At 73.2% G+C, this 21214-nt stretch carries 21 protein-coding genes and 2 pseudogenes; 12 read left to right on the top strand and 11 right to left on the bottom strand.

What is annotated here, in order from left to right; genetic code table 11:
- Positions 1–153: 153 nt before the first annotated feature.
- On the top strand, positions 154–984 hold the full coding sequence (locus tag M2163_RS09880; protein WP_020118192.1) for a DeoR/GlpR family DNA-binding transcription regulator: 831 nt from the start codon (positions 154–156) through the stop codon (positions 982–984).
- Positions 985–1032: 48 nt separating this feature from the next.
- Positions 1033–1512, top strand: a complete 480-nt coding sequence (locus M2163_RS09885; protein WP_280854272.1) for an SRPBCC family protein — start codon at positions 1033–1035, stop codon at positions 1510–1512.
- A gap of 546 nt (positions 1513–2058) precedes the next feature.
- Here the strand turns inward: M2163_RS09885 and M2163_RS09890 are convergent.
- Positions 2059–3204, bottom strand: coding sequence for a PLP-dependent cysteine synthase family protein (locus M2163_RS09890; RefSeq protein WP_280853168.1), 1146 nt, complete (start codon positions 3202–3204; stop codon positions 2059–2061).
- A gap of 348 nt (positions 3205–3552) precedes the next feature.
- On the opposite strand from M2163_RS09890, the gene M2163_RS09895 reads away from it, so the two are divergent.
- Both M2163_RS09895 and M2163_RS09900 read left to right on the top strand, forming a co-directional pair.
- The gene (locus M2163_RS09895; RefSeq protein ID WP_280853167.1) at positions 3553–3876 is read left to right on the top strand and encodes a hypothetical protein; all 324 of its coding nucleotides are present in this window, start codon (positions 3553–3555) and stop codon (positions 3874–3876) included.
- A 185-nt stretch (positions 3877–4061) separates the two neighbouring features.
- Positions 4062–4583, top strand: coding sequence for an ATP-binding protein (locus M2163_RS09900; protein WP_280853166.1), 522 nt, complete (start codon positions 4062–4064; stop codon positions 4581–4583).
- A 164-nt stretch (positions 4584–4747) separates the two neighbouring features.
- Here M2163_RS09900 and M2163_RS09905 read toward each other — a convergent pair whose 3' ends face one another.
- Genes M2163_RS09905 through M2163_RS09915 form a run of 3 tightly spaced genes read right to left on the bottom strand, consistent with a single transcriptional unit; the run spans position 4748 to position 8408 of the window.
- The gene (locus M2163_RS09905; protein ID WP_280893764.1) at positions 4748–7309 is read right to left on the bottom strand and encodes an FtsX-like permease family protein; all 2562 of its coding nucleotides are present in this window, start codon (positions 7307–7309) and stop codon (positions 4748–4750) included.
- Positions 7306–8118 carry an ABC transporter ATP-binding protein gene (locus tag M2163_RS09910; protein WP_280893765.1) on the bottom strand — a complete coding sequence of 271 codons (813 nt, stop codon included), beginning with the start codon at positions 8116–8118 and terminating at the stop codon, positions 7306–7308. Before M2163_RS09910 ends, M2163_RS09905 begins: the two co-directional genes overlap by 4 nt.
- A complete protein-coding gene (locus M2163_RS09915) occupies positions 8115–8408 on the bottom strand; it encodes an SHOCT domain-containing protein (protein ID WP_280853163.1) in 294 nt (97 codons plus the stop codon). Before M2163_RS09915 ends, M2163_RS09910 begins: the two co-directional genes overlap by 4 nt.
- 171 nt (positions 8409–8579) lie before the next feature.
- On the opposite strand from M2163_RS09915, the gene M2163_RS09920 reads away from it, so the two are divergent.
- The 4 genes from M2163_RS09920 to M2163_RS09935 are packed head-to-tail and all read left to right on the top strand — an operon-like array spanning position 8580 to position 11098.
- On the top strand, positions 8580–9158 hold the full coding sequence (locus M2163_RS09920; RefSeq protein ID WP_280893766.1) for a TetR/AcrR family transcriptional regulator: 579 nt from the start codon (positions 8580–8582) through the stop codon (positions 9156–9158).
- Between the two features lie 31 nt (positions 9159–9189).
- A complete protein-coding gene (locus tag M2163_RS09925; protein WP_280853161.1) occupies positions 9190–9585 on the top strand; it encodes a cupin domain-containing protein in 396 nt (131 codons plus the stop codon).
- An 11-nt stretch (positions 9586–9596) separates the two neighbouring features.
- Positions 9597–10181: a DUF4865 family protein gene (locus M2163_RS09930; protein ID WP_280893767.1), complete on the top strand. Its 585-nt coding sequence runs from the start codon at positions 9597–9599 to the stop codon at positions 10179–10181.
- A complete protein-coding gene (locus M2163_RS09935) occupies positions 10175–11098 on the top strand; it encodes a phosphotriesterase (protein WP_280853159.1) in 924 nt (307 codons plus the stop codon). Before M2163_RS09930 ends, M2163_RS09935 begins: the two co-directional genes overlap by 7 nt.
- A gap of 9 nt (positions 11099–11107) precedes the next feature.
- On the opposite strand, the pseudogene M2163_RS09940 reads toward M2163_RS09935, so the two are convergent.
- Together M2163_RS09940 and M2163_RS09945 are read right to left on the bottom strand one after the other, a co-directional pair.
- A pseudogene (locus M2163_RS09940) lies at positions 11108–11476 on the bottom strand (SMI1/KNR4 family protein); the annotation flags it as partial.
- A gap of 35 nt (positions 11477–11511) precedes the next feature.
- Positions 11512–12983 (bottom strand): annotated as a pseudogene (locus M2163_RS09945) (ketol-acid reductoisomerase).
- A gap of 85 nt (positions 12984–13068) precedes the next feature.
- Here M2163_RS09945 and ilvY point away from each other — a divergent pair.
- Both ilvY and M2163_RS09960 read left to right on the top strand, forming a co-directional pair.
- Positions 13069–13926: an HTH-type transcriptional activator IlvY gene (gene ilvY, locus M2163_RS09955; protein WP_280853157.1), complete on the top strand. Its 858-nt coding sequence runs from the start codon at positions 13069–13071 to the stop codon at positions 13924–13926.
- A 39-nt stretch (positions 13927–13965) separates the two neighbouring features.
- Positions 13966–14937, top strand: a complete 972-nt coding sequence (locus tag M2163_RS09960; protein ID WP_280893770.1) for an NAD(P)-dependent oxidoreductase — start codon at positions 13966–13968, stop codon at positions 14935–14937.
- A gap of 14 nt (positions 14938–14951) precedes the next feature.
- On the opposite strand, the gene M2163_RS09965 is transcribed toward M2163_RS09960, so the two are convergent.
- Genes M2163_RS09965 through M2163_RS09975 form a run of 3 tightly spaced genes read right to left on the bottom strand, consistent with a single transcriptional unit; the run spans position 14952 to position 17376 of the window.
- Entirely contained in the window at positions 14952–15401 is a 450-nt protein-coding gene (locus tag M2163_RS09965) for an RpiB/LacA/LacB family sugar-phosphate isomerase (protein WP_280893771.1), read from the bottom strand.
- Positions 15402–15452: 51 nt separating this feature from the next.
- Entirely contained in the window at positions 15453–16697 is a 1245-nt protein-coding gene (locus M2163_RS09970) for an ROK family protein (RefSeq protein WP_280853154.1), read from the bottom strand.
- Between the two features lie 37 nt (positions 16698–16734).
- Positions 16735–17376, bottom strand: a complete 642-nt coding sequence (locus tag M2163_RS09975) for an alpha-ketoglutarate-dependent dioxygenase AlkB (RefSeq protein ID WP_280893772.1) — start codon at positions 17374–17376, stop codon at positions 16735–16737.
- Between the two features lie 67 nt (positions 17377–17443).
- On the opposite strand from M2163_RS09975, the gene M2163_RS09980 reads away from it, so the two are divergent.
- Positions 17444–18586: a methyltransferase gene (locus M2163_RS09980; protein WP_280853152.1), complete on the top strand. Its 1143-nt coding sequence runs from the start codon at positions 17444–17446 to the stop codon at positions 18584–18586.
- The gene (locus M2163_RS09985; RefSeq protein WP_280893773.1) at positions 18579–19370 is read left to right on the top strand and encodes a class I SAM-dependent methyltransferase; all 792 of its coding nucleotides are present in this window, start codon (positions 18579–18581) and stop codon (positions 19368–19370) included. Before M2163_RS09980 ends, M2163_RS09985 begins: the two co-directional genes overlap by 8 nt.
- Here M2163_RS09985 and M2163_RS09990 read toward each other — a convergent pair.
- The gene (locus tag M2163_RS09990; protein WP_280893774.1) at positions 19348–20199 is read right to left on the bottom strand and encodes a class II fructose-bisphosphate aldolase; all 852 of its coding nucleotides are present in this window, start codon (positions 20197–20199) and stop codon (positions 19348–19350) included. The two genes, M2163_RS09985 and M2163_RS09990, sit on opposite strands and share 23 nt — an antisense overlap.
- 8 nt (positions 20200–20207) lie before the next feature.
- Positions 20208–21092: an SIS domain-containing protein gene (locus tag M2163_RS09995; protein WP_280893775.1), complete on the bottom strand. Its 885-nt coding sequence runs from the start codon at positions 21090–21092 to the stop codon at positions 20208–20210.
- Positions 21093–21214 lie beyond the last annotated feature (122 nt).

Raw genomic sequence — 21214 nt, forward strand, 5'->3', positions numbered from 1 at the left:
TGGCACGAGCGCGACGGGGCGGTCAGTGGCGCTCCCGGTGGGGGCGCGTGCGAGTATGGGACGTCCCTCGCACCAGGGACGGGCAAAATGTGCTTGTGGGAGTGGGTGCGCAGGGCGTGTCGGACAGCCCCAGGCGAAAGGACCGGAGCGTACGTGAGTGAGAATCAGAACCTCCTCGCGGAGCAGCGGCGCGCCCTGATCCTGGACGAGGTCCGGCGCCGAGGCGGGGTGCGCGTCAACGAGCTGACCCGCAAGCTCGGCGTGTCGGACATGACGGTACGGCGTGATCTCGACGCGCTGGCCCGCCAGGGCGTGCTGGAGAAGGTGCACGGCGGCGCCGTCCCGGTGGTGGAGGCGAGCACCCACGAGCCTGGCTTCGAGGCGAAGTCGGGTCTGGAGCTGACCGCCAAGGAGGACATCGCGCGGTCCGCGGCCGAGCTGGTCGCCCCGGGCACCGCGATCGCCCTGTCGGGCGGTACGACGACGTACGCACTGGCCCACCACCTGCTCGACGTGCCGGACCTGACCGTCGTGACCAACTCGGTGCGGGTGGCCGACGTCTTCCACGCGGCCCAGCGCACCACGGGTCCCCGTCAGGGCGCGGCGACGGTCGTGCTGACCGGTGGTGTGCGTACGCCTTCCGACTCGCTGGTGGGGCCGGTGGCCGACCAGGCGATCGGGGCGCTGCACTTCGACGTCCTCTTCCTCGGTGTGCACGGGATATCGGTCGAGGCCGGCCTGTCGACGCCGAACCTCGCGGAGGCCGAGACCAACCGGCGGCTCGTGCAGTCGGCGCGGCGGGTCGTGGTGGTCGCCGACCACACCAAGTGGGGCACCGTGGGCCTGAGTTCGTTCGCCTCGCTGGATCAGGTCGACACGCTGGTGACCGACGCGGGGCTGCCGGCGTCGGCGCGCGCGGAGGTCTCCGAGCATCTGCGGCGGCTGGTCGTGGCGGGCGAGTCCGTTGACGGTACAGACATCTGACGGAGCGCCAGCTAGGGTGACCCTCCCGTTCACACTTGGGGGTTGTCCATGGCTCACCAACTGCGCGAGGTGGGGCTCGACTTCATCGAGACCGCGCCCGTACGGATGGTGTTCGTGCAGGAGATGTCGGCTCCGCCCGAGGCGGTCTACCGGGCGCTCGCGGAGGACGTGCCGGGCTGGGAGGAATGGTTCGCCGCGGTGACGCTGGCCCGCTCGACCGGGGACGGCTCGACCCGGGAGATCCACCTCAAGGGCGGCGGCCGTTTCCAGGAGACGATCATCGCGGCCGAGGAGCCGGAGGTGTACGCCTACCGGGTCGACGTGGCCAACGCGCCCGGTGCCCGCGCCATCGCCGAGGAGTGGCGGCTCACCCCCGCCGGGGCGGGCACCCAGGTGCGCTGGACGTTCGCGGTGGACGGCACGGCCGCGTTCCGACTGGTCGCGAAGGTCGGGCGGGCCGGACTGGGGCGGGCCTTCCGGGACGCGGTCCGCACCCTGGACCGACGGCTGGCGACGCGGAGGGTGTAGCCGGGGTCCTCGGCTGCTGACGGGCGGGCCCGTGAAAGGTCCCCGTCGAAATCGTGCGGCCCGTCCGGCCGTCTGGTCGGCAGGCCGGTCGTCCTGCGCCGACGCCGGAGCGACGCTTGCGGGCTGCCCGCTTCTGCCTTCCGGCCATCATGCGTTGACGCCGGAGCAACGCCTGCGGGACGCGCGCCCCTGCCCCCGGCTATCCCACGTCGGAGCCGAAGCAACGCCAGCACGAGGCGCGCCCCTGCCCCCGGCTATCCCACGTCGGAGCCGAAGCAACGCCAGCGGGACGCTCGCCCTGCCTCCCGGCTGTCCCACGTCGGCGCCGAAGCCACGCCCGCGGGACGCTCGCCCTGCCTCCCGGGCATCCCACGTCAGCGCTGGAGCGACGCCTGCAAGTTGCCCGTCCCTGCCCCGGGGGCCCCGGGCGTTCCGGCGCGGACTCGCGGGCGCAGGGGGCGTGATCGGCCCGGAGGAGGGCGCTGGGACGGCGTTCCGCATCCCCGTGACGGGCCGTGAGGCCGTCGAGAGCGCTGTGCACCTCGCCTAAGGGGTGCCGGTGCCGATCCGGCCGGGCCAGACACCCGTCTCCAGCAGGGCGGCGATCGCCGCCGTGTACGGCTCGATGTCCAGGCCCTGCTCGGCCAGCCACGCGTCCGAGTAGTACTTGTCCAGGTACCGGTCGCCGGGATCGCAGAGGAGGGTGACGACACTCCCGCGCCGCCCCTCGGCCACCATCTCGGCGATGATCTTCAGCGCGCTCCACAGCCCGGTGCCGGTCGAGCCGCCCGCACGTCGCCCGATGGCCCGCTCCAGCGCGCGCACGGCGGCGACGCTGGCCGCGTCCGGGACCTTCATCATGCGGTCGATCGCCCCGGGCACGAAGCTCGGCTCCATGCGCGGCCGGCCGATGCCCTCGATCCGCGAGCCGCAGTCGCACGTGACGTCCGGATCGCCGGTGCTCCAGCCCTCGAAGAAACAGGAATTCTCCGGATCGGCCACACAGATGCGGGTGTCGTGCTGCATGTAGTGGACGTACCGGGCAATGGTCGCCGAGGTGCCGCCGGTGCCGGCCGTGGCGACGATCCACGCGGGCTCCGGGAAACGCTCCAACTCCAGTTGCCGGAAGATGGATTCGGCGATGTTGTTGTTGCCGCGCCAGTCCGTGGCCCGTTCCGCGTAGGTGAACTGGTCCATGTAGTGGCCGCCCGTCTCCACCGCGAGGCGGGCGGACTCCTCGTACATGGTGCGCGGGTCGTCCACGAAGTGGCACCGGCCGCCGTGGAACTCGATGAGGCGGATCTTCTCCGCACTCGTCGTGCGGGGCATGACCGCGATGAAGGGCACGCCGATCAGCTTCGCGAAGTACGCCTCGGACACGGCGGTGGAGCCGCTGGACGCCTCGATCACCGGGCGGCCCGGCCGGATCCAGCCATTGCACAGGCCGTAGAGGAACAGGGAGCGGGCGAGGCGGTGCTTGAGGCTGCCGGTGGGGTGGGTCGACTCGTCCTTGAGGTACAGGTCGATGCCCCACTGCTCCGGGAGCGGGAAGCGCAGGAGGTGCGTGTCGGCCGAGCGGTTGGCATCCGCCTGGACCTTGCGGACGGCTTCTTTCAGCCAGCCGCGGTAGGCGGTGTCGCTGTGGTCGATGTCGAGGGTGTCGCCGGGTCGGGTCTGCTGAGGGGTGCTCACGGCGGGGCTCCTAACACTGCGCGCCGACGGCGCGTCGCGCGGCCGATGTCTCGATCATAGACACCTTCCGCACCCTTCTCACCTGCATAAACACACCTTTGAGAGCCTCAAAGGCACCCTGGGGTCGCACCGGGGCGCGGCGGCGGGGGCGCATTCGAACGAGTGCTTCGGGCGCTCCCGGCGAGATGTCATGCGTACTGGTGCTCGACGCTCGTGGCGGGCAGACTGCACCGGACGGGACGGATGTCCCGGACGGGGGCGCGCACACTGGATCACGAAAGACGCCGGGCCTGGACCCACGCGGGAGCACGGGCCGGCACACCGACGCGCACAAGGGGGCGGGACGGCATGGCGGAGCCGGAGTTCACGGCTACGGGCGTGCGAATCGGGAAGAGGCTGCGATCGCTCACCCGGGCCGGTCAGGTCCGCATCAACGACGGCAGACTGGAACTGCTCACCAGTTACGGCAGTGAGATCGACAGCGCACCGGTGCAGGCGGTGCGCGCCTCCAAGCCCTGGTTCGCCGCGGACGACCGGGCTCTCGCCGACCTCAACGGCAACCGGTATCTGCTGACGCTGGGCGAGCGCGACCCCGCTCCGGGCGAGCCGGGGCCGCCCCCGGCACGGCGGTTCATCGAGGCCGTGCGCAGGGCTGCGGGACGTAGCGACTAGGTCACCGCGAGTTGCGGCAACGCACCTCCTGCGCCACGCTGGTCTCACATCACTCTGGGTTTACCGGCGATCACGCTGCACACCAGCCCGCCGGGCACGACAGCAGGCGGCCACCTCACACGGGCACCTGCTGGATCGATCCGAACTCCGTGTTCTTCCGGACCTCACGTCGGGGAGTCGCAGCCGTGATCAGTCACCCAAGCAGGCATTGCACGGTGGAGCTTCAGGCTCTGCCGTCGCGGATCGGCCAGGTCCGCAGAATCCTTTCTGCGCAGTTGCGCTACTGGCATATGGACCCCCTCATAGACCGGGCCGTGCTCGGTGTGACGGAGTTGCTGACGAACGTCCACCGCCATGCCCAGCCCGACAAGACGTGCACCGTGAAGATCGAGCTGCTGCTCGACCGGCTCATGGTCTCGGTGCACGACCACGACCCGCGTCTGCCGGTCGTGGCCGACATCAAGGACACCGAGCCGCTCGCCACGTGCGGGCGCGGGCTCGCGATGGTCGCCGCGGTCAGCGAGAGCTGGGGCGTGCGGCCGGACGGCGAGTCGGGCAAGAGCGTGTGGTTCACCCTGCCGACGCCCTCCGCCGCGCGGCCCCAGCGGCGCACCGTCCTCGACAAGACCGCGCTCCGGTTCGCCGAGGTGCGGGTCGAGGGCCGCAGGTCCGAACACGCTCCCGCCCGGTCCGCCGTTCCCGGCTGACCGGGCGGTGACGGCCTCCCTGTTCGCCCGTCGGTCCGCTAGGCGCCTCCAGCCGGTGCCGGGACGACGACGGTGCCCGGGTCCCCGTACCCGCACCGGCACGTCGTCCCGGCACCGGCGCGGCCCTCCGTCCCCGCGGACGCGCCGGCCCGGCGACCGGCCCGCTACTCCGTCGCGATCGCCCGCAGCACGTCGAGACGTGCTGCGCGTCGGGCCGGGCGCAGGCCCGCGAGGGCCCCCGCACCGAGGCCCACCAGGGCGACCACCGCGAGGTGCAGCGGCGGTACCGCGAAGGCGAAGGTGCTGTCGCTCGTGCCGTCCGAGGCCCTGACCAGGACCCAGCCGAGGAAGGCGCCCAGGGCGAGCCCGCCGACCGTGCCGAAGGCGGCGACCAGGACCGACTCCCAGCGGACCATGGCGCGCAGCTGGGACCGGGTCTGGCCCACGGCCCTCAGCAGGCCCAGTTCACGGGTGCGCTCGTGGATCGCCAGGGTCAGGGTGTTGGCGATGCCCAGCAGTGCGATGAGGACCGCGAGGGCGAGCAGCGCGTAGACCAGCGTCAGCATCATGTCGATCCCGCCGGCCGAGGACTGCGCGTACTCGTCGCGGGTCTGCACCTCGGGGTGGCCGTACCGGGCCGCCACCTTCTCCACCGCCGCCTTGCCCGTGTCGCTGCCGACACCGTCCTTGAAGGAGACCGCGACGAGCGTGTCGGAGTCCTGCGTGCGGTGCGGGGCCCAGGCCGCGCGGGTGATGACGTAGTCTCCCGCCAGCTCGGACCGGCCGTAGACCGCGCGGACGGTGAAGGTGTCCTGCTCGCCGTCGGTGAAGGTGAGCCGGGTCCTGTCCCCGGTCGTGAGGCCCTGCTTCTCCGCCTCCGTCCGGGTGAGGGCGATGCCGTCGGTGCCGAGGTCGCGCAGGGAGCCGCGCACGGTCCCGAGGTCGAAGGTGCGCTCCAGGGCGAGCGGGTCCGTGACGGTCAACGCCCTCCCCCGGCCGTCGACTTCGGCGACACCGCGGCCGAGGCCAACGGCGGTGTCCACCTCGGGAAGCGATCCGAGCGCTCCGGCGAGCCGGGGGCTCAGTCCGCTGCCGCCCGCGCCGAACGACGGGGTGCTGACGGCGACGTCGCCCGCGAAGGACCGGGACACGGTCTGGTCCATGGTGGCCTTCAAGGACGCCCCGAACACCGTGAACAGCGAGACCACGGCCACGCCGATCATGAGCGCGCTCGCGGTGGCGGCCGTCCGCCTCGGGCTGCGCAGGGCGTTGCGCCGGGCCAGGGCGCCGGTGACACCGCGGAGCCGGTCGAGGGGGCTGCCGAGTGCGCGTACGGCTGTCGTGGAGGCGACCGGGCCGAGGACCACGAAGGCGACAAGGGCCAGGACCGCGCCGGTTCCGGCGAGCCAGAGGGACGGTGACACCAGGACGCCGGTGAGGGTGACGGCCACGGCGAGCGCGGCCAGTCCGGCCCCGGTGACCGCACGGAAGCGGGAGGCGCCGGACTGGTCGACGGCCGTCTCGCGCAGCGCGGCCAGCGGAGCGGTGCGTCCGGCGCGTACGGCGGGCAGCAGGGCGGAGCCCAGGCAGACCACGACGCCGACCGCGAGCGGCAGCAGCATCGACAGCGCGCTGACCACCAAGTCGCCCTCGGGGAAGGGGAATCCGATCGCCGGGAACAGAGTCTGCAGACCGGCGGCGATCCCGATGCCGCCGGCGAGACCCGCGGCGGACGCGGTGACCGCCACGACGACCGCCTCCGCCAGGGTCGACGCGGTGATCTGGCGTCGGGAGGCACCGAGGGCCCGCAACAGGGCGTTCTCACGGGTGCGTTGGGCGACGACGATCGCGAAGGTGTTGTGGATGGAGAAGGTGGCGACCAGAAGGGCCACGCCCGAGAACACCAGCAGGAAGGCCGTGAAGACGGTCAGGAACCGGCTGGAGATCATGTCGGTGTTCTCCTCGGCCGACTCCTGACCGGTGATCGCCTCAACGCCCCTGGGCAGTACGTGAGTCAGCCGGTCGACGAGTTCCCGCTGGCTGACACCGGGGCCCGCGCGCACCTGGATGCCCGACGCCTCGCCCGGCCGTGCCGTGAGGTACTTCTCGGCGTCGGCCCGGGTCATGCCGGTGAAGGTCACCTGGGCCATGCCGTCCTCGCCGCCGAAGGTCGCGAGCCCGACGATGGTCACCTCGACGGGGTCCGGCGTCCGCAGGATCGTCCTGTCGCCGATCCTCAGGCCGCCCTTCTCGGCGGTGCCGCGGTTGACCACGACCTCGCCGGACCTCTCCGGCGCGCGGCCCTCGGCGAGTCGGTACGGGTTGAGCTTCGTGTCCTCGATCCAGTTGCCCGCGAGGGTGGGCGGCCCCTGGCCGCCGATGGGCTCGCCGTTCGCGCCGACGAGCTGGCCGGCGCCCTGGATGTCGGGGGCGGCGGCCGCGACGCCGGGGACCTGTTCGACGGTCCTGACCAGGTCGGTGGGGACCGGCTCGCGCACTCCCGCGCTCTCCCCCGGCGTGGTGATGGCCTCGGCACTGCGGACCACGGCGTCGGTGCCGCTGGTCGCGTTGCCGAACATGGTGTCGAAGGCGGCGCGGAGGGTGTCGCCCATGACGAGGGTGCCGGCGAGGAAGGCGACCCCGAGGAACACGGCGAGGAAGGTACCGGCGAAGCGCCGTTTGTGGGCGCGCAGGGAGTTCGCGCTCAGCCGCAGGGAGGCGTTCATGAGGGCACCTCGGTCCGCGAAGGCGACTTCGTGGGTGAGGCCGGCTCCGTTCGCGAGGGCACCTCGAAGGCCTTCATGCGGTCCAGGACCCGGTCCGCGGTCGGGGCCTCCATACGGTCCACCAGGCGCCCGTCGGCGAGGAAGACGACCTCGTCCGCGTGGGCGGCGGCGACCGGGTCGTGGGTGACCATGACGACCGTGCGGGCCGTGCGGCGCACGGTCCTGCCGAGGAGGCCGAGCACCTCCCCGCCGGAGCGCGAGTCGAGGTTCCCGGTGGGCTCGTCGGCGAAGACGACATCGGGCCGCCCGGCGAACGCCCGGGCCACGGCGACGCGTTGCTGCTGCCCGCCGGAGAGTTCGGCCGGCCGGTGGTGCAGCCGGTCGCGCAGGCCGACGACGTCGATCAGCGCGTCGATCCACTCGGGGTCGCCCCCGCCGCCCGCGAGGTCCAGCGGCAGCCGGATGTTCTCCTCGACGGTCAGGGTCGGCACCAGGTTGAACGCCTGGAACACGAAGCCGACGCGGTCGCGGCGCAGCAGGGTCAGACGGCGGTCGTCGAGGGAGCCGAGCTCGGTGTCGCCGATGCACGCGGTGCCCTCGGTGAGCGTGTCGAGGCCGGCCGCGCAGTGCATGAGCGTGGACTTGCCGGAGCCGGAGGGGCCCATGATCGCGGTGAAGCGGCCGGCCGGGAAGTCGACGCTCACCCCGTCCAGGGCCCGCACACCGGTGTCGCCGCTGCCGTAGACCTTCACGGCGTCGACCACCCGGGCGGCCGGCGGAGTGCTCGTCGAGGCGGTCGGGGCGCTCATGCCGCGCCGCCCTTGTCCGCCGTACGGCCGAACTGCTCGTCCAGGACGGACAGTCGGCGCCAGTACTCGTCCTCGTCGATCTCGCCGGCGGCGAAGCGGCGGCCGAGCATGGCGATCGGCGAGTCTCCGGAGGGGCCGGCTCCGGCCGGTGCCCGCCAGGGGCCGCGGTGGCCGCGCCGCGCGGTGCGGCGCAGGACGGTGACCACGCCGAGCACGACGGCGGCCCAGATCAGCGGGAAGAAGAGGATCCACGGGCCCGGGCCGCCGTCCCAGTTCGCGAGAGTCTGCATGTCGGTTCATCTCCCTGGAGTGCCGAAGCTGTCCTTCGGTGATGCTTCGAGACTGGCTCCGGGGAGGGGGCCGGGTCGTCGTACGGCCAGCGGCACTGTGTGTACCTCCCGGGGAGTACGCGGGCCTGTCCGGCCTGCTCCCAGGAGGTCTCGACTTCTGTAACTACTAGTATGTACAGTGAGGGCATGAGCACCTCGGACCGACTGATCGAGTCCACCCGTGAGCTGCTGTGGGAGCGCGGCTACGTGGGGACCAGCCCCAAGGCCATCCTGGAGCGCGCGGGCGCCGGACAGGGCAGCATGTACCACCACTTCAAGGGCAAGCCCGACCTCGCCCTGGCCGCGATCCGCAGGACCGCCGAGGAACTGCGCGCGAGCGCGGAGGCCGTGCTCACCGGGCCCGGCACGCCGTACGAGCGCATCGAGGCGTATCTGCGGCGCGAGCGTGACGTGCTGCGGGGCTGCCCGATCGGCCGGCTCACGATGGATCCGGACGTCATCGCCAGCGACGAACTGCGGGCGCCGGTCGACGAGACGATCGACTGGATCCGTGAACGCATCGCCGGGATCGTCGAAGAGGGCAAGGATCAGGGCCAGTTCGCCTCCTCGCTGGACGGCGAGGAGATCGCGGCGACCGTGCTCGCGACGGTTCAGGGCGGCTATGTCCTCGCCCGCGCCTCCGGCTCGCCCGCCGCGTTCGACACCGGCGTGCGGGGCCTGCTCTCCCTGCTCACCCCCCTGTCGTCGTAGGACATCTGTCGTCTTGAGGGAGTAGACACACGTGCAGATCACCCGACAGCGTCCCGGGACCCGGCAGGGAGCGGCGGAGAACTTCACCGGGACGGTGTGGCTGGACGAGATGGCCGCGCCTCCAGCCCCGTCCCGGCTGCGGATGTTCACCGTCCACTTCGCTCCCGGCGCGCACACCGCATGGCACCGCCACCCGCACGGCCAGGTCCTCCACGTCACCGAGGGCGAGGGACTGGTGCAGCGCAGGGGCGCGCCCCCCGAGCCGATCCGGGCGGGCGACACGGTGTGGATCGAACCGGGCGAGTGGCACTGGCACGGAGCCGGGCCGCACACCTTCATGACCCATCTCGCGGTCGTCGAGGCCGCTGAGGACGGCACGACGGCCGACTGGGACGCGCATGTCGCCCCCGAGGACTACCCCTCCTGAGGAGACGCCCGATGCACGCCATGCAGTACGAACTCACCCTGCCCGCCGACTACGACATGCGCGTCATCCGCGCGCGCGTGGCCCGGATCGGGCATCTGCTGGACGACTGGGAGGGGCTCGGCTTCAAGACGTACCTGATGCGCGAGCGCGGGGTGAACGGTTCACCCGTGAACCGGTACGCGCCGTTCTACCTCTGGAACACGGTGGAGGGCATGAACTCCTTCCTCTGGGGAGGCGCCTTCCAGGGGCTCAGCGACGACTTCGGGCGCCCGTCGGTGCGCCAGTGGACAGGACTGGCGTACGAGGAGGGAGGCGCCGCCGGTTCTCCAGCCCGGTGGGCCGTGCGGCGGAGTCGACCGGTGGCCGACGGCGCGGAGTTGGCCGACGTGGCGGCGGAAGCCGTGGGTGGGGCGGAGCGGCTGGCCGGGGAGGACGGAGCGGTGTGCGCGGCGGCCGTCGTGGACCCCGCCCGCTGGGAACTGGTCCACTTCTCGCTCTGGACCCATGAGCCGCCCGAGGCGGACGGCGAGCTCTTCGAGGTGCTGCACGTGTCGGCGCCGGGGCGTGGGCGGCCGGCGCGGGGCCGGCAGTGGTGAGGGCGGCCGCCGTGCGTACGGTCACCGGTGACGTCCCGGCCGGGCGGCTCGGTGTGTGCGACGCTCACGACCATCTCTTCTTCGGCAGTCCCCTCCTGCCCGGGCAGGAACTGCGGAGCGTCTGCGCGGCGCGCGCCGAGCTGACGGCGTTCGCCGCACTGGGCGGCGGCACCGTGGTGCAGTGGACGCCGTACGGACTGGGTCGGCGGGCCGCCGAACTGCCCGCGCTGGCGCGGGAGACCGGGGTGCGGGTCGTCGCCGCGACCGGGCTGCACCAGGCCGTCCACTACGACGACGCCACGCTCGCCGGGCTGCGCGGCAGGCTGGCCGACGTGTTCGTCGCCGAACTGACCGAGGGCATCGGGGCGTCGGGGGTCCGCGCGGGGCTGATCAAGGTGGCGGGCGGTTTCCACGCCCTGGACGCGCACGCCCGCTGGACCATGGCCGCGGCGGCCGAGGCCCATCGTGCGACGGGGGCACCGATCGCCGTCCACCTGGAGCTGGGGACCGGCGCGCTGGACGTACTGGACCTGTTGTGCGGGGAGTTGGGGGTGCCGGCGCGGCGGGTGATCCTCGGCCACCTCAACCGCTCCCCCGATCCGGTCGTGCACCGCCAGGCCGCGGCGTCGGGCTGCTACCTCGCCTTCGACGGGCCGTCGCGCGCCAACCACGCCACGGACTGGCGCATGCCGGACGCCGTACGGGCGCTCGCCGAGGCGGGTCACGGGGACCGTCTGCTCCTCGGCGGCGACACCACGACCGCGGCCGCCCGGTCGGTCGACGGGGGCCCCGGGATGCCGTATCTGCTGCGCCGGGTGCGGCCGCGGCTCGCGGCCGAGCTGGGTGAGGACCTGGTGCGGCAGATCTTCGTCGAGAACCCCGGCCGGGCCCTGGCCGTGGAGTGGACGCGGCCCTGACGCCGCCGCTCAGCGGCAGAGGGCGTCGATGTCCTCGGAGAAGGCCGGGAACCCGGACCGGGCGGCGGTGACGATGGCGCGGGTGGCGCGGCGCGGGGTGGTCGCGTGGCGTTCGGCGAGCGCGGTGAGCGCCGGGTCCGGGCGGCCGTCGTACCGCTCGTGCTCCACGACCTCCATCGGTCCCGGGCCGTCGGCAAGGACCCACAGGAAGTCGGACAGGTTCGCCGCGACGACTCCGCGCTCGCCCTCCGAGCCCAGGAACACCACGGGCTGTTCGGCGCGCGGCCGTCCCGGCCGCACGCACCACAGGGCGGCGAGGCCACCGGTGCCGTCCTGTCCGAGGACCCGGTGGGCGTCGCCGTCCAGTGCGTGGTTGCCGGCCCACAGGCTAGTCGCCGCCACGGACAACGGCCCTACGCCACCGAGATGTCCACCGAGGGCCGCAGTTTCGCCGCCGCGGCCAGGGCCTCGTGGGCGGGGTGGTTCACGAACGCGGTCACCAGGAGTTCGTCCGCGGGGAGTTCGGCGGCCGGGTAGGCGATCTGCTCGTAGGCGGCCTGGAAGCGCGGACCCCAGCGGCGGGCCCCGAGACGGGCCGTGCGGGAGCAGTTGTCGACCATGTGGGCGACGTCGCGCGCGTGCATGTAGGGCAGGAGCGAGTCGACGGCCTCGATGACGGACTCGTTGACGATCTCGGACCAGGGGTGGCCGCGCTCGGCGAACTCGTCGATCTGGGCGAGCATGGTGGCGACGAAGACGCCCGCGGTGAACGGCTCGACGGGCAGTTCGCGTGCACCCCGCCTGGCCCGCACCTCGGCACCGGCACCCCACATCGGGGAGCCGCCGATCTCGCTCATCGCCCGTGCCCCGAGCCGCCGTTCGGCCAGGATCACGCTGCGCAGCTCGGTGCCGTCGGCGACCTCGTCGTAGATCTCCGCGACGATCTCGCGCGCGGGCCCGTAGGTCGCCGTGTACGCCCGGTCGAAGACCTCCTGACCGGACGGCGGGAGGGAGTCGCGGACCGCTCGCAGGCCGGAGTGGGAGATGGTGCGGGCGATCGGCCCGGTGACGTTCTCGCAGGACCTCTCGTACGCCGTGACCTCGTCGTCCCCGGCCAGCCGGTAGCGCGTGTACAGCGTCTCCACGATGCCGTGGACGGCCCCGAGCAGGACGGCCCGCTCGCCGACGATGTCCGAGAGGTACTCGCTCTCCAGGGTGGTGCGGAAGGTGTACGGCGATCCGAGCGCCACCGACCAGCCGAGCGCGAGGTCGACCGCGCGGCCGTCGGGGTCGGCGTGCACGGCGAAACTGCTGTTGATCCCGGCGCCGTTGATGTCGGCACCCTGCTGGTAGAGGCGGCGCACGGAGTCGCCCATGCCCTTGGGGCACACGGCGACGACGGGGTGGCCGGCGGGGAACTCGCCGCCGGTCTCCCGGAGATGGCCGAGCAGGAAGCCGTGCGAGAGTCCGATCGCGGCGCCGGGCCTCAACACCGCGAAGATCTCCGGGTGGTGGGCGGCGAGGGGGCCGCGTCCGCGATCAGCAGCACGACCAGGTCGCTGTCGGCGGCGACCGCGAGCCAGTCGCCGAGTGTGCCGTCCTCCTCGGTGAAGCCGTGGGCGCGGGCGTCGGCGGCCGAGCCGGAGCCGGGGCGCAGGCCCACGGCCACCCGGATGTCCGTGCCCGCGAGGGAGTCGCGCAGGTTGAGGGCCTGGGCGCGGCCCTGGGGGCCCCAGCCGAGCACACCGATGCGGCGGACCCCGGCGAAGGCCCTGGGCAGCAGGGGGAAGAGGTGCCGGCCGCCGCGCAGGACGGTCTCGGAGCCGCCCGGGACGTCCATGGTCTCGAGGGCGAAGACATCGGAGGCGTACATGGTGGAGGTCATGGTGGAGTTGTAGGCTCCGGCCGGGCATTGCGACAAGCGCAACTTCCGCAGCGCACTGTTGCGTGAACTGAAAAGCCGAGGTCACATGGAGGATCACCGGGAGCTGCGGCTCTTCCTGCACCTCGCGCAGACGCTGAACTTCGGCCGGACGAGCCTCGACTGCCATGTCAGTCCGGCCACGCTGACCAGAACCGTGCAGCGGCTGGAAGCGGGCCTCGGGCACCGGCTCTTCGACCGCGGCCCGCGCGGGGTGTCGCTCACCGCCGAGGGCCACCGCTTCCGCGAGTACGCCGTCCAGGCACTGGAGTTGTGGCGGGCCTACCGTGAGGAGCACCCCGACCCGGCCGAACTGACCGGCCGCCTCGCGGTGTTCGCGACGGTGACAGCCTGTCAGGTCCTGCTGCCCGACCTGCTGGCGCCCTTCCGCGCGGCCCACCCCCAGGTACGCCTCGACCTGCGCACCGGCGACGCGGCGGCCGCGACGGCCCGGCTCGACGAGGGCGAGGTGGACGTGGCCGTCGCGGGGATCCCGGCCAGGCTGCCCGAGGGGCTGGTGAGCCGGACGGTCGCGGTGACCGAGCTGGTCCTCGTCACCGCGCGGGACCGTCCGGACCCCGGCCTGGACGGGCCGTTCGTCCTCCCCCACCGCGGGCTCGTCCGTGAGGCGGCCGACCGCTGGTTCCGGGCCCGGGGCGCGGTCCCCGACGTGGTCTGCGAGCCCGACGGCCACGAGGGTCTGCTGACCCTGGTCGCGCTCGGCTGCGGCACGGGCGTGGTCCCCCGCCTCGTACTGGAGCACAGCGCGGTCCGCGCACGGCTGGCGGAGGTGCCCGCCGATCCGCGGCCGGAGCGGTTCCCGATCGGTCTGTGCGTACGCCGGGCCGACCTTCGCCGGCCGCTGGTCGCGGCGCTGTGGAGCTTGACGGCGCCGCCGGGAGCCTGACCAGACTGGCCCGACCGACCTGACACTGATGGGGAGAACATGCGAGTCGTCGTCATCGGCGGTAGCGGGCACATCGGCACCTTCCTGGTCCCCCGGCTGGTCCGCGCCGGTCATGAAGTGATCAACATCAGCCGGGGCACGCGCACCCCCTACACCGAGGCTCCCGAATGGCGACAGGTGCGCCGGGTGGTCGCCGACCGGCAGGAGGAGGACGGCGAGGGGACCTTCGGCGACCGTGTGGCCGGGCTGGAGCCGGACGTCGTCGTCGACCTGGTGTGCTTCACCCTGGACTCGGCCACGGCGCTCGTGGAGCGGCTGCGCGGTGAGGCCGGGCACCTGCTGCACTGCGGCAGCGTGTGGCGCCACGGTCCCGCCGACAGGCTGCCCGTCTCCGAGGACACCGGCACCCCGCCGGTCGGGGAGTACGGCATCCAGAAGGACCGGATCGCCCGGATGCTGAAGGCGGAGACCGCCGCCGGGGGCCTGGTGACCACGTCGCTGCACCCCGGGCACATCGTCGGCCCCGGCTGGCATCCGGTCGGGCCGCTCGGCAGCTTCGACCCCGCCGTCTGGTACGCGCTCTCGGCGGGGCAGCCGCTGAAGATCCCCGGCAGCGGTGTCGAGTTGATGCACCACGTGCACGCGGACGACGTGGCGCAGGCCTTCGAGCGGGCGGTGGAGCGCCGGGACGCGGCGGCCGGAGAGGACTTCACCGTCGTGGCGCCGACCGCGCTGAACGTGCGCGGGTACGCCCGTGTCGCGGCCGGCTGGTTCGGCCGGACAGCGTCACTGGAACCGGTGACCTGGGAGGAGTTCCGCGGCACCACGTCCCCGGAGCACGCCGGGACGAGCTGGGAGCACCTGCACCGCAGCCAGTACCTGTCCATCGAGAAGGCGAGGAACCTCCTCGGCTACGCCCCGCGCCACGAACCGGAGGACGCCGTACTGGAGTCGGTGCGGTGGCTGATCGAGCACGGAGAACTGAAGGTGGCCGGCCCGCTCGTGGTCTGAGCGCGCCGGTCCCGCTAGGCCCGGCCGGCGTCCAGACGGTCCACCCGGGCCACGTTCTCCCGGTCCTCCGCGTCCGTGCTCGCCTCGGCGGCGAACCAGGCGTCGAGGATCTCCTTGAGGAGCGGCGCGGAGGTGAGGCGGAGGCTGAGCGCCAGGACGTTCGCGTCGTTCCAGCGGCGGGCGCCGTCCGCGGTGCAGGCGTCCGTGCACAGCGCGGCCCGTACGCCCGGCACCTTGTTCGCGGCGATGGAGGCTCCGGTGCCGGTCCAGCAGCACACGACGGCCTGGTCGGCTCTCCCCTCGGCGACCTCACGGGCCGCTGCCTCGGAGCAGACGGCCCACTGCGGGTCGGCTCCGGGGCTCAGGGCGCCGTACGCGACGACGTCGTGGCCCCGCGCGCGCAACTCGTCGAGGAGGGTGCGCGCGACGGGTTCGTCCATGTCCGAGGAGACGGAGATCCGCATGTCACGAGCGTACTCGGCGGCTCGCAGGAGCGGCCGCCCCAGCCCCTCCGCTCAGCCGCGGGTCAGTGCCCCCAGGGGGTCGTCGAGCACCGGCTGCCAGGCCAGTTCGGCCGCTCCGACGAGGCTGTTGTGGTCCAGGGTGCAGGCCAGGATGGGGACCCCGCCGCTCTGTCCCCACAGACTGCGGTCGGCGACGACGGCCCGCAGGCGCCCGGGGTCGGCGTCCAGCAGGGTGCGGTGGAGGCCGCCGAGGATGATCCGGTCCGGGTTGAGGATGTTGACCAGACCGGCGAGCCCCAGGCCCAGGCGGTCGATCAGCGACTGGGCCGCCGTGCGGACGGCGGGGTCGTCGTAGTGGTCGCGGACCAGGTCGTCGGCCTGCCGGAGCAGGGACTGTTCGGGACCGGGGTCGAGGCCCGCCGCCGTGAGCAGGGCCAGCGGGTCGGCCTCGACGTCCAGGCAGCCGCGGCTGCCGCAGTGGCAGGGGCGGCCCTCGGGGTTCACGGTGAGGTGGCCGACCTCCAGGGCCAGGCCCGAACTGCCCGTGTGCAGACGCCCGTCGAGCACCAGCGCCCCGCCCACACCCCGGTGGCCGGTCGCCACGCACAGCAGGTCACGGGCGCCGCGGCCCGCGCCGTGCCGGTGCTCGGCGAGCGCGGCGAGGTTGACGTCGTTGCCCGCGAAGGCCGGTCCGGTGATGCCGGCGGCGCGCACGCACTCGTCGAAGATACGGCGGACGGGGGCGCCCGCCGGCCAGGCCAGGTGCAGGGGGTTGAGGGCGAGGCCCTCGGGTTCGGCGACCGCGGACGGCACGGCGAGTCCGGCGCCCACGCAGCGCCTGCCGGTGGTGCGCAGCAGGTCGGCGCCCGCCTCCACGACGGAGCCGAGGACCTTCGCCGGGTCGGCGTCGATGGTCTCGCTGCCGGGGGCGGTGGCGACGATACGGCCGCCCAGGCCGACCAGGGCGGCCCGGAAGCCGTCGGCGTGCACCTGCGCGGCCAGCACGACGGGACCGTCCTCGGCGACCGCGAGCCGGTGCGAGGGCCTGCCCTGCGAACCGGCGGCCGCGGTGGGCCGGGCGTCGACGCGGATCAGCCCGAGCGCCTCCAGTTCCGCGGCGACCGCGCCGGCCGTCGCCCGCGTCACCCCGAGTTCCGCGGTGAGCACGGCCCGGGTGGGCGCCCGCCCGGTGTGCACGAGCTCCAGCGCGGGCCCGAGCGCACCGCGCCCCCGGTCAAGCCGCGCCCTCGAGGTGGTCCCTTCCCCCGCCGGCCGGGGGTCCGCCTTGCCGCTCATGAGGGCGAGTCTCCCATGATCCGTTCGCCGTTCCGGTCTAGAGGCCGCTGATCCGCAGCGTGATGTTCAGCCGTCCGGTCAGCCCCAACTCGGGCGGCGCGGTGCCCGGATACACCCGGGGCACACCGTGGTACGCGAGCCGTGACGGGCCACCGAACACGAACAGGTCGCCGCTGCGCAGCTCGACGTCCGTGTACGGCCTGGTCCGGGTCTCGGGGTTGCCGAAGCGGAAGACACAGGTGTCACCGAGACTCAGGGAGACCACGGGCGCGTCCGACTTCTCGTCGCTGTCGCGGTGCATGCCCATGCGGGCGTCGCCGTCGTAGAAGTTGATCAGCGCGATGTCGTACCCGGAGGCGTCGGTGTCCAGGGCGTCCCGCACGGCTTCCCGGCCCAGCTCGCCGAGCCAGGGCGGGAAGGGCTTCACGGGCGCCCCGTCGCCGTCGACGACCGTGCGGGCGTAGGCGTACGGGTACCAGTGCCAGCCCAGGCAGACCTGCCGTGCGGTCATCGTGCCGCCGCCCGGGGTGCGGACCGTGCGCAGTCCGGCGGGCGGGCGCGCCCACTCACGGCAGGCCGCCAGCAGCTCGCGCTGCCGTGCCGGGGCCAGCCAGTCCGGCACGTGCACCGCGCCCGGTACGACCTCCGTACGGGCGCGTGGGAACAGCTCGGCTTCCATGGGTTCCATCCTGCCCGAGGGGTCTGAGCTGCGGCTCCGCTAGCCTGGACGCACGATGGACGACCGAATGACGACGCCCTGGGGCGAGCTCGCCCTCACCCGTTTCCCCGAGGACCCGCGCGACCGGCTGCGCGCCTGGGACGCCTCCGACGAGTATCTGCTGAGGCATCTCGCGGACGAGGCAGTGGCGCTGTCCGGCACGGTCGTGGTGGTCGGGGACCGCTGGGGCGCCCTGGTCACCGCGCTGGCGGCGCACCGGCCGGTGCAGATCACGGACTCCTTCCTCAGCCAGGAGGCGACCCGCGCCAACCTCGCACGCGCCGGCGTCGAGCCCGGTGCCGTGCGGCTGCTGACCACCCAGGACCCGCCGCCCGGCCGGGTCGACGTCCTGCTGGTGCGCGTGCCGAAGAGCCTGGCCCTGCTGGAGGACCAGCTCTCGCGGCTGGCGCCCGCGGTGCACGCGGGCACGGTGGTCGTCGGCACCGGCATGGTGAAGGAGATCCACACCTCCACGCTCCAGTTGTTCGAGCGGATCCTCGGGCCGACCCGTACCTCGCTCGCCGAGAAGAAGGCCCGGCTCGTCTTCTGCACTCCGGAACCCTCGCTCGAACGGCCCGCGAACCCGTGGCCGTACGGCTACACGCTCCCGGACGGCATCGGTGCCGTCTCAGGGCGGCCCGTCGTCAACCACGCGGGCGTCTTCTGTGCGGACCGGCTCGACATCGGCACCCGGTTCTTCCTCCAGCACCTGCCGAACAGCCGCGGCGCCCAGCGGGTCGTGGACCTGGGCTGCGGCAACGGAATCGTCGGCACCGCGGTGGCTCTGGCCAACCCCGGGGCCGAGGTGCTGTTCGTGGACGAGTCCTTCCAGGCCGTTGCCTCGGCGGAGGGGACGTTCAAGGCGAACGGGGTGCCGGGGCACGCGGAGTTCCGGGTCGGTGACGGTCTGTCGGGGGTCCCGGCCGACAGCGTCGACCTCGTCCTCAACAACCCGCCGTTCCACTCCCACCAGGCCACGACCGACGCGACGGCCTGGCGGATGTTCGGCGACGCGCGCAGGACGCTGCGGCCCGGCGGCGAGCTGTGGGTGATCGGGAACCGGCACCTCGGGTACCACGTGAAGCTGCGCAAGCTGTTCGGGAACAGTCAACTGGTCGCGAGCGACCCCAAGTTCGTGGTGCTCAAGGCGGTAAAAAGGCCGGGTGACTGATTCCTCGGCCTCCTCGGCTTCCTCTGCTTCCTCGGTGCGGGACTTCTACGACTCGCTGGCTCCGGACTACCACCGGATCTTCGGGGACTGGGACGCGAGCATGGCCCGTCAGGCGGCGGTGCTGGGTGCGTTCCTGGGGCCGGGCCCCCTCCGGGTGCTGGACTGTGCGTGCGGGATCGGGACCCAGGCGATCGGGCTGGCGCTGGCCGGACACCGGGTCGTCGGCAGCGATCTCAGTCCCGTCGCGGCCACCCGCGCCGCGGCGGAGGCGGCGGCCCGCGGTGCCCGGCTGCCGACGGCCGCCGCGGACATGCGGCGACTGCCGTTCGTGTCGTCCGTGTTCGACGTGGTCGTCTGCGCCGACAACTCCCTGGCTCATCTGCTGACCGCCGCGGACGTGGCGGCCGCGCTCACGGGCATGCGGCACGTCCTGCGGGACGGGGGCCTGCTGCTGCTCACGCTCAGGGACTACGACGAGATCCGCCGGACCCGGCCCGGGGCCGCGCCCCCGCAGGTGTCGGAGGGCTCCGACGGCCGGGTGATCACCTTCCAGCTGTGGCACTGGCACGAGGACGGCGAGCGCTACGACCAGGAGTACTTCCAGCTCCGGCCCGGCTCCGGGGACGACTGGGCCGTCCGCGTCCGCCGGACGACCTCGTGGGCTCTGACGCGTGCGCGGCTGACGGAGTTCGTGGCCGCCGCCGGTTTCACCGACGTGCGCTGGCACGAGCCGGCGGCCGTCGGGTTCTACCAGCCCGTCCTCACCGCCCGAGCAGCCGGATGATCCGTCGGGCGGCCTCGGTCATGGCGTCCCGCCCCGCACTCAGGTAGGTGCGCGAGTCCACCGCGTCGGGGTGGGCCGCCAGGAACTCCCGGATCGCGCCGGTCATGGCGAGGTTCAGTGCGGTGCCGACGTTGACCTTGGCGATACCGCCCGCGACGGCCGCGGTGAGTTCCTCGTCGCGGACTCCGGAGGAGCCGTGCAGGACGAGGGGGACGTCCAGGGTGGCGGAGAGCCGCTTGAGGAGGTCGTGGTCGAGGGTCGCGGTGCGCTCGGTCATGGCGTGGGCGCTGCCGATGGCCACGGCGAGGGCGTCCACACCGGAGTCGGCGACGAAGGCACGGGCCTCGGCCGGGTCGGTGCGGGCGCCGGGGGCGTGGGCGTCCAGCGGGGGTGCGCCGTTCTTGCCGCCCACCTCACCCAACTCCGCCTCGATCCACAGCCCTTGGGAGTGCGCCCAGTCCGCCGCGGCCCGGGTCGCGGCGAGGTTCTCGGCGTAGGGCAGCTGGGCTGCGTCATACATCACCGAGCCGAAGCCGGCGTCGGCCGCCCGGCGGAGCAGGTCGTCGCTCTGGACGTGGTCGAGGTGCAACGCGACCGGTACGGCGGCTCGTTCGGCCGCGGTGACAGCGGCGCGGGCGAGGGGGAGGAGGCGGCCGTGGCGGAACTTGACGGCGTTCTCGCTGACTTGGAGGACGACGGGCTCGTCCAGGGACTCGGCGGCGGCGATGACGGCCTCGACGTGCTCCAGGGTGATGATGTTGAAGGCGGCGACGGCGGAGCGGGCGGCGGCGGCACGGGTGACGAGTTCGCCGGTGGTGACCAGGGGCACGACGTCTCCTAGGGGCGGGCGAGGATCACCGAGCGGGTGAGGTGGCGGGGCCGGTCCGGGTCGAGGCCCCGGGCGGCGGCGACGGCGACCGCGAGGCGCTGCACGCGGACCAGTTCGGCGAGCGGGTCGAGGGTGCCGGGGACCCACTGTCCGCCGGTCTCCCGCACCTGTGCGGCCAGCCCCTCGGGGGCCTCGCCGAGCATCCAGGTGGCGGTGCCGCGGGTGGTGACGCTGATGGGGCCGTGCCGGTACTCCATCGCCGGGTAGGCCTCGGTCCAGGCGAGAGAGGCCTCGCGCATCTTCAGCCCGGCCTCGTTGGCCAGGCCCACCGTCCAGCCCCGGCCGAGGAAGGTGAACTGCGTGCACCCGACGAGCCCTTCGGGCAGGGGTGTCGCGAGCGCGGTGCGGGCGTCCTCGACGACTTCCTCGGTGTGCAGGCCCAGGTGGGCGCGGAGCAGGGTGAGGGCGGTGGTCGCGAACCTGGTCTGCACGACGGAGCGTTCGTCGGCGAAGTCGAGGACGACGACCTCGTCGGCGGCGTCCGTCACCGGGGTGGCGGGGTCGGCGGTGAGGGCCGTGGTGCGCGTGCGCCCCTTCACCTGCCCGAGCAGGTCGAGGACTTCGGTCGTCGTGCCGGACCGGGTGAGGGCGACGATCCGGTCGTAGGAGCGGCCGTGCGGGAACTCCGAGGCGGCGAAGGCGTCCGTCTCGCCCTGGCCCGCGCCCTCCCGCAGTGCGGCCACCGCCTGTGCCATGAAGTACGAGGTGCCGCACCCGACGATCGCGACCCGCTCCCCCGGTGCGGGAAGCGCGCCGGAGTGGTGTGCCGCCTCCGCCGCCGCCCGGCTCCAGCACTCGGGCTGGCTGGTCAGCTCGTCCTCGACATGGGTCATGCCGCACCCCTCCCTCTCCATGCTTGTTCTTGCAAGATATAGCCATCTTTCGAGCACTATCAAGCATTCGTGCGCAAGGAGCGTGCGCTAGGGTCGCCGGGAGGGCGAGGGACGGAGGGTGC

The organism is Streptomyces sp. SAI-135 (assembly GCF_029893805.1).
Classification (GTDB): Bacteria; Actinomycetota; Actinomycetes; order Streptomycetales; family Streptomycetaceae; genus Streptomyces.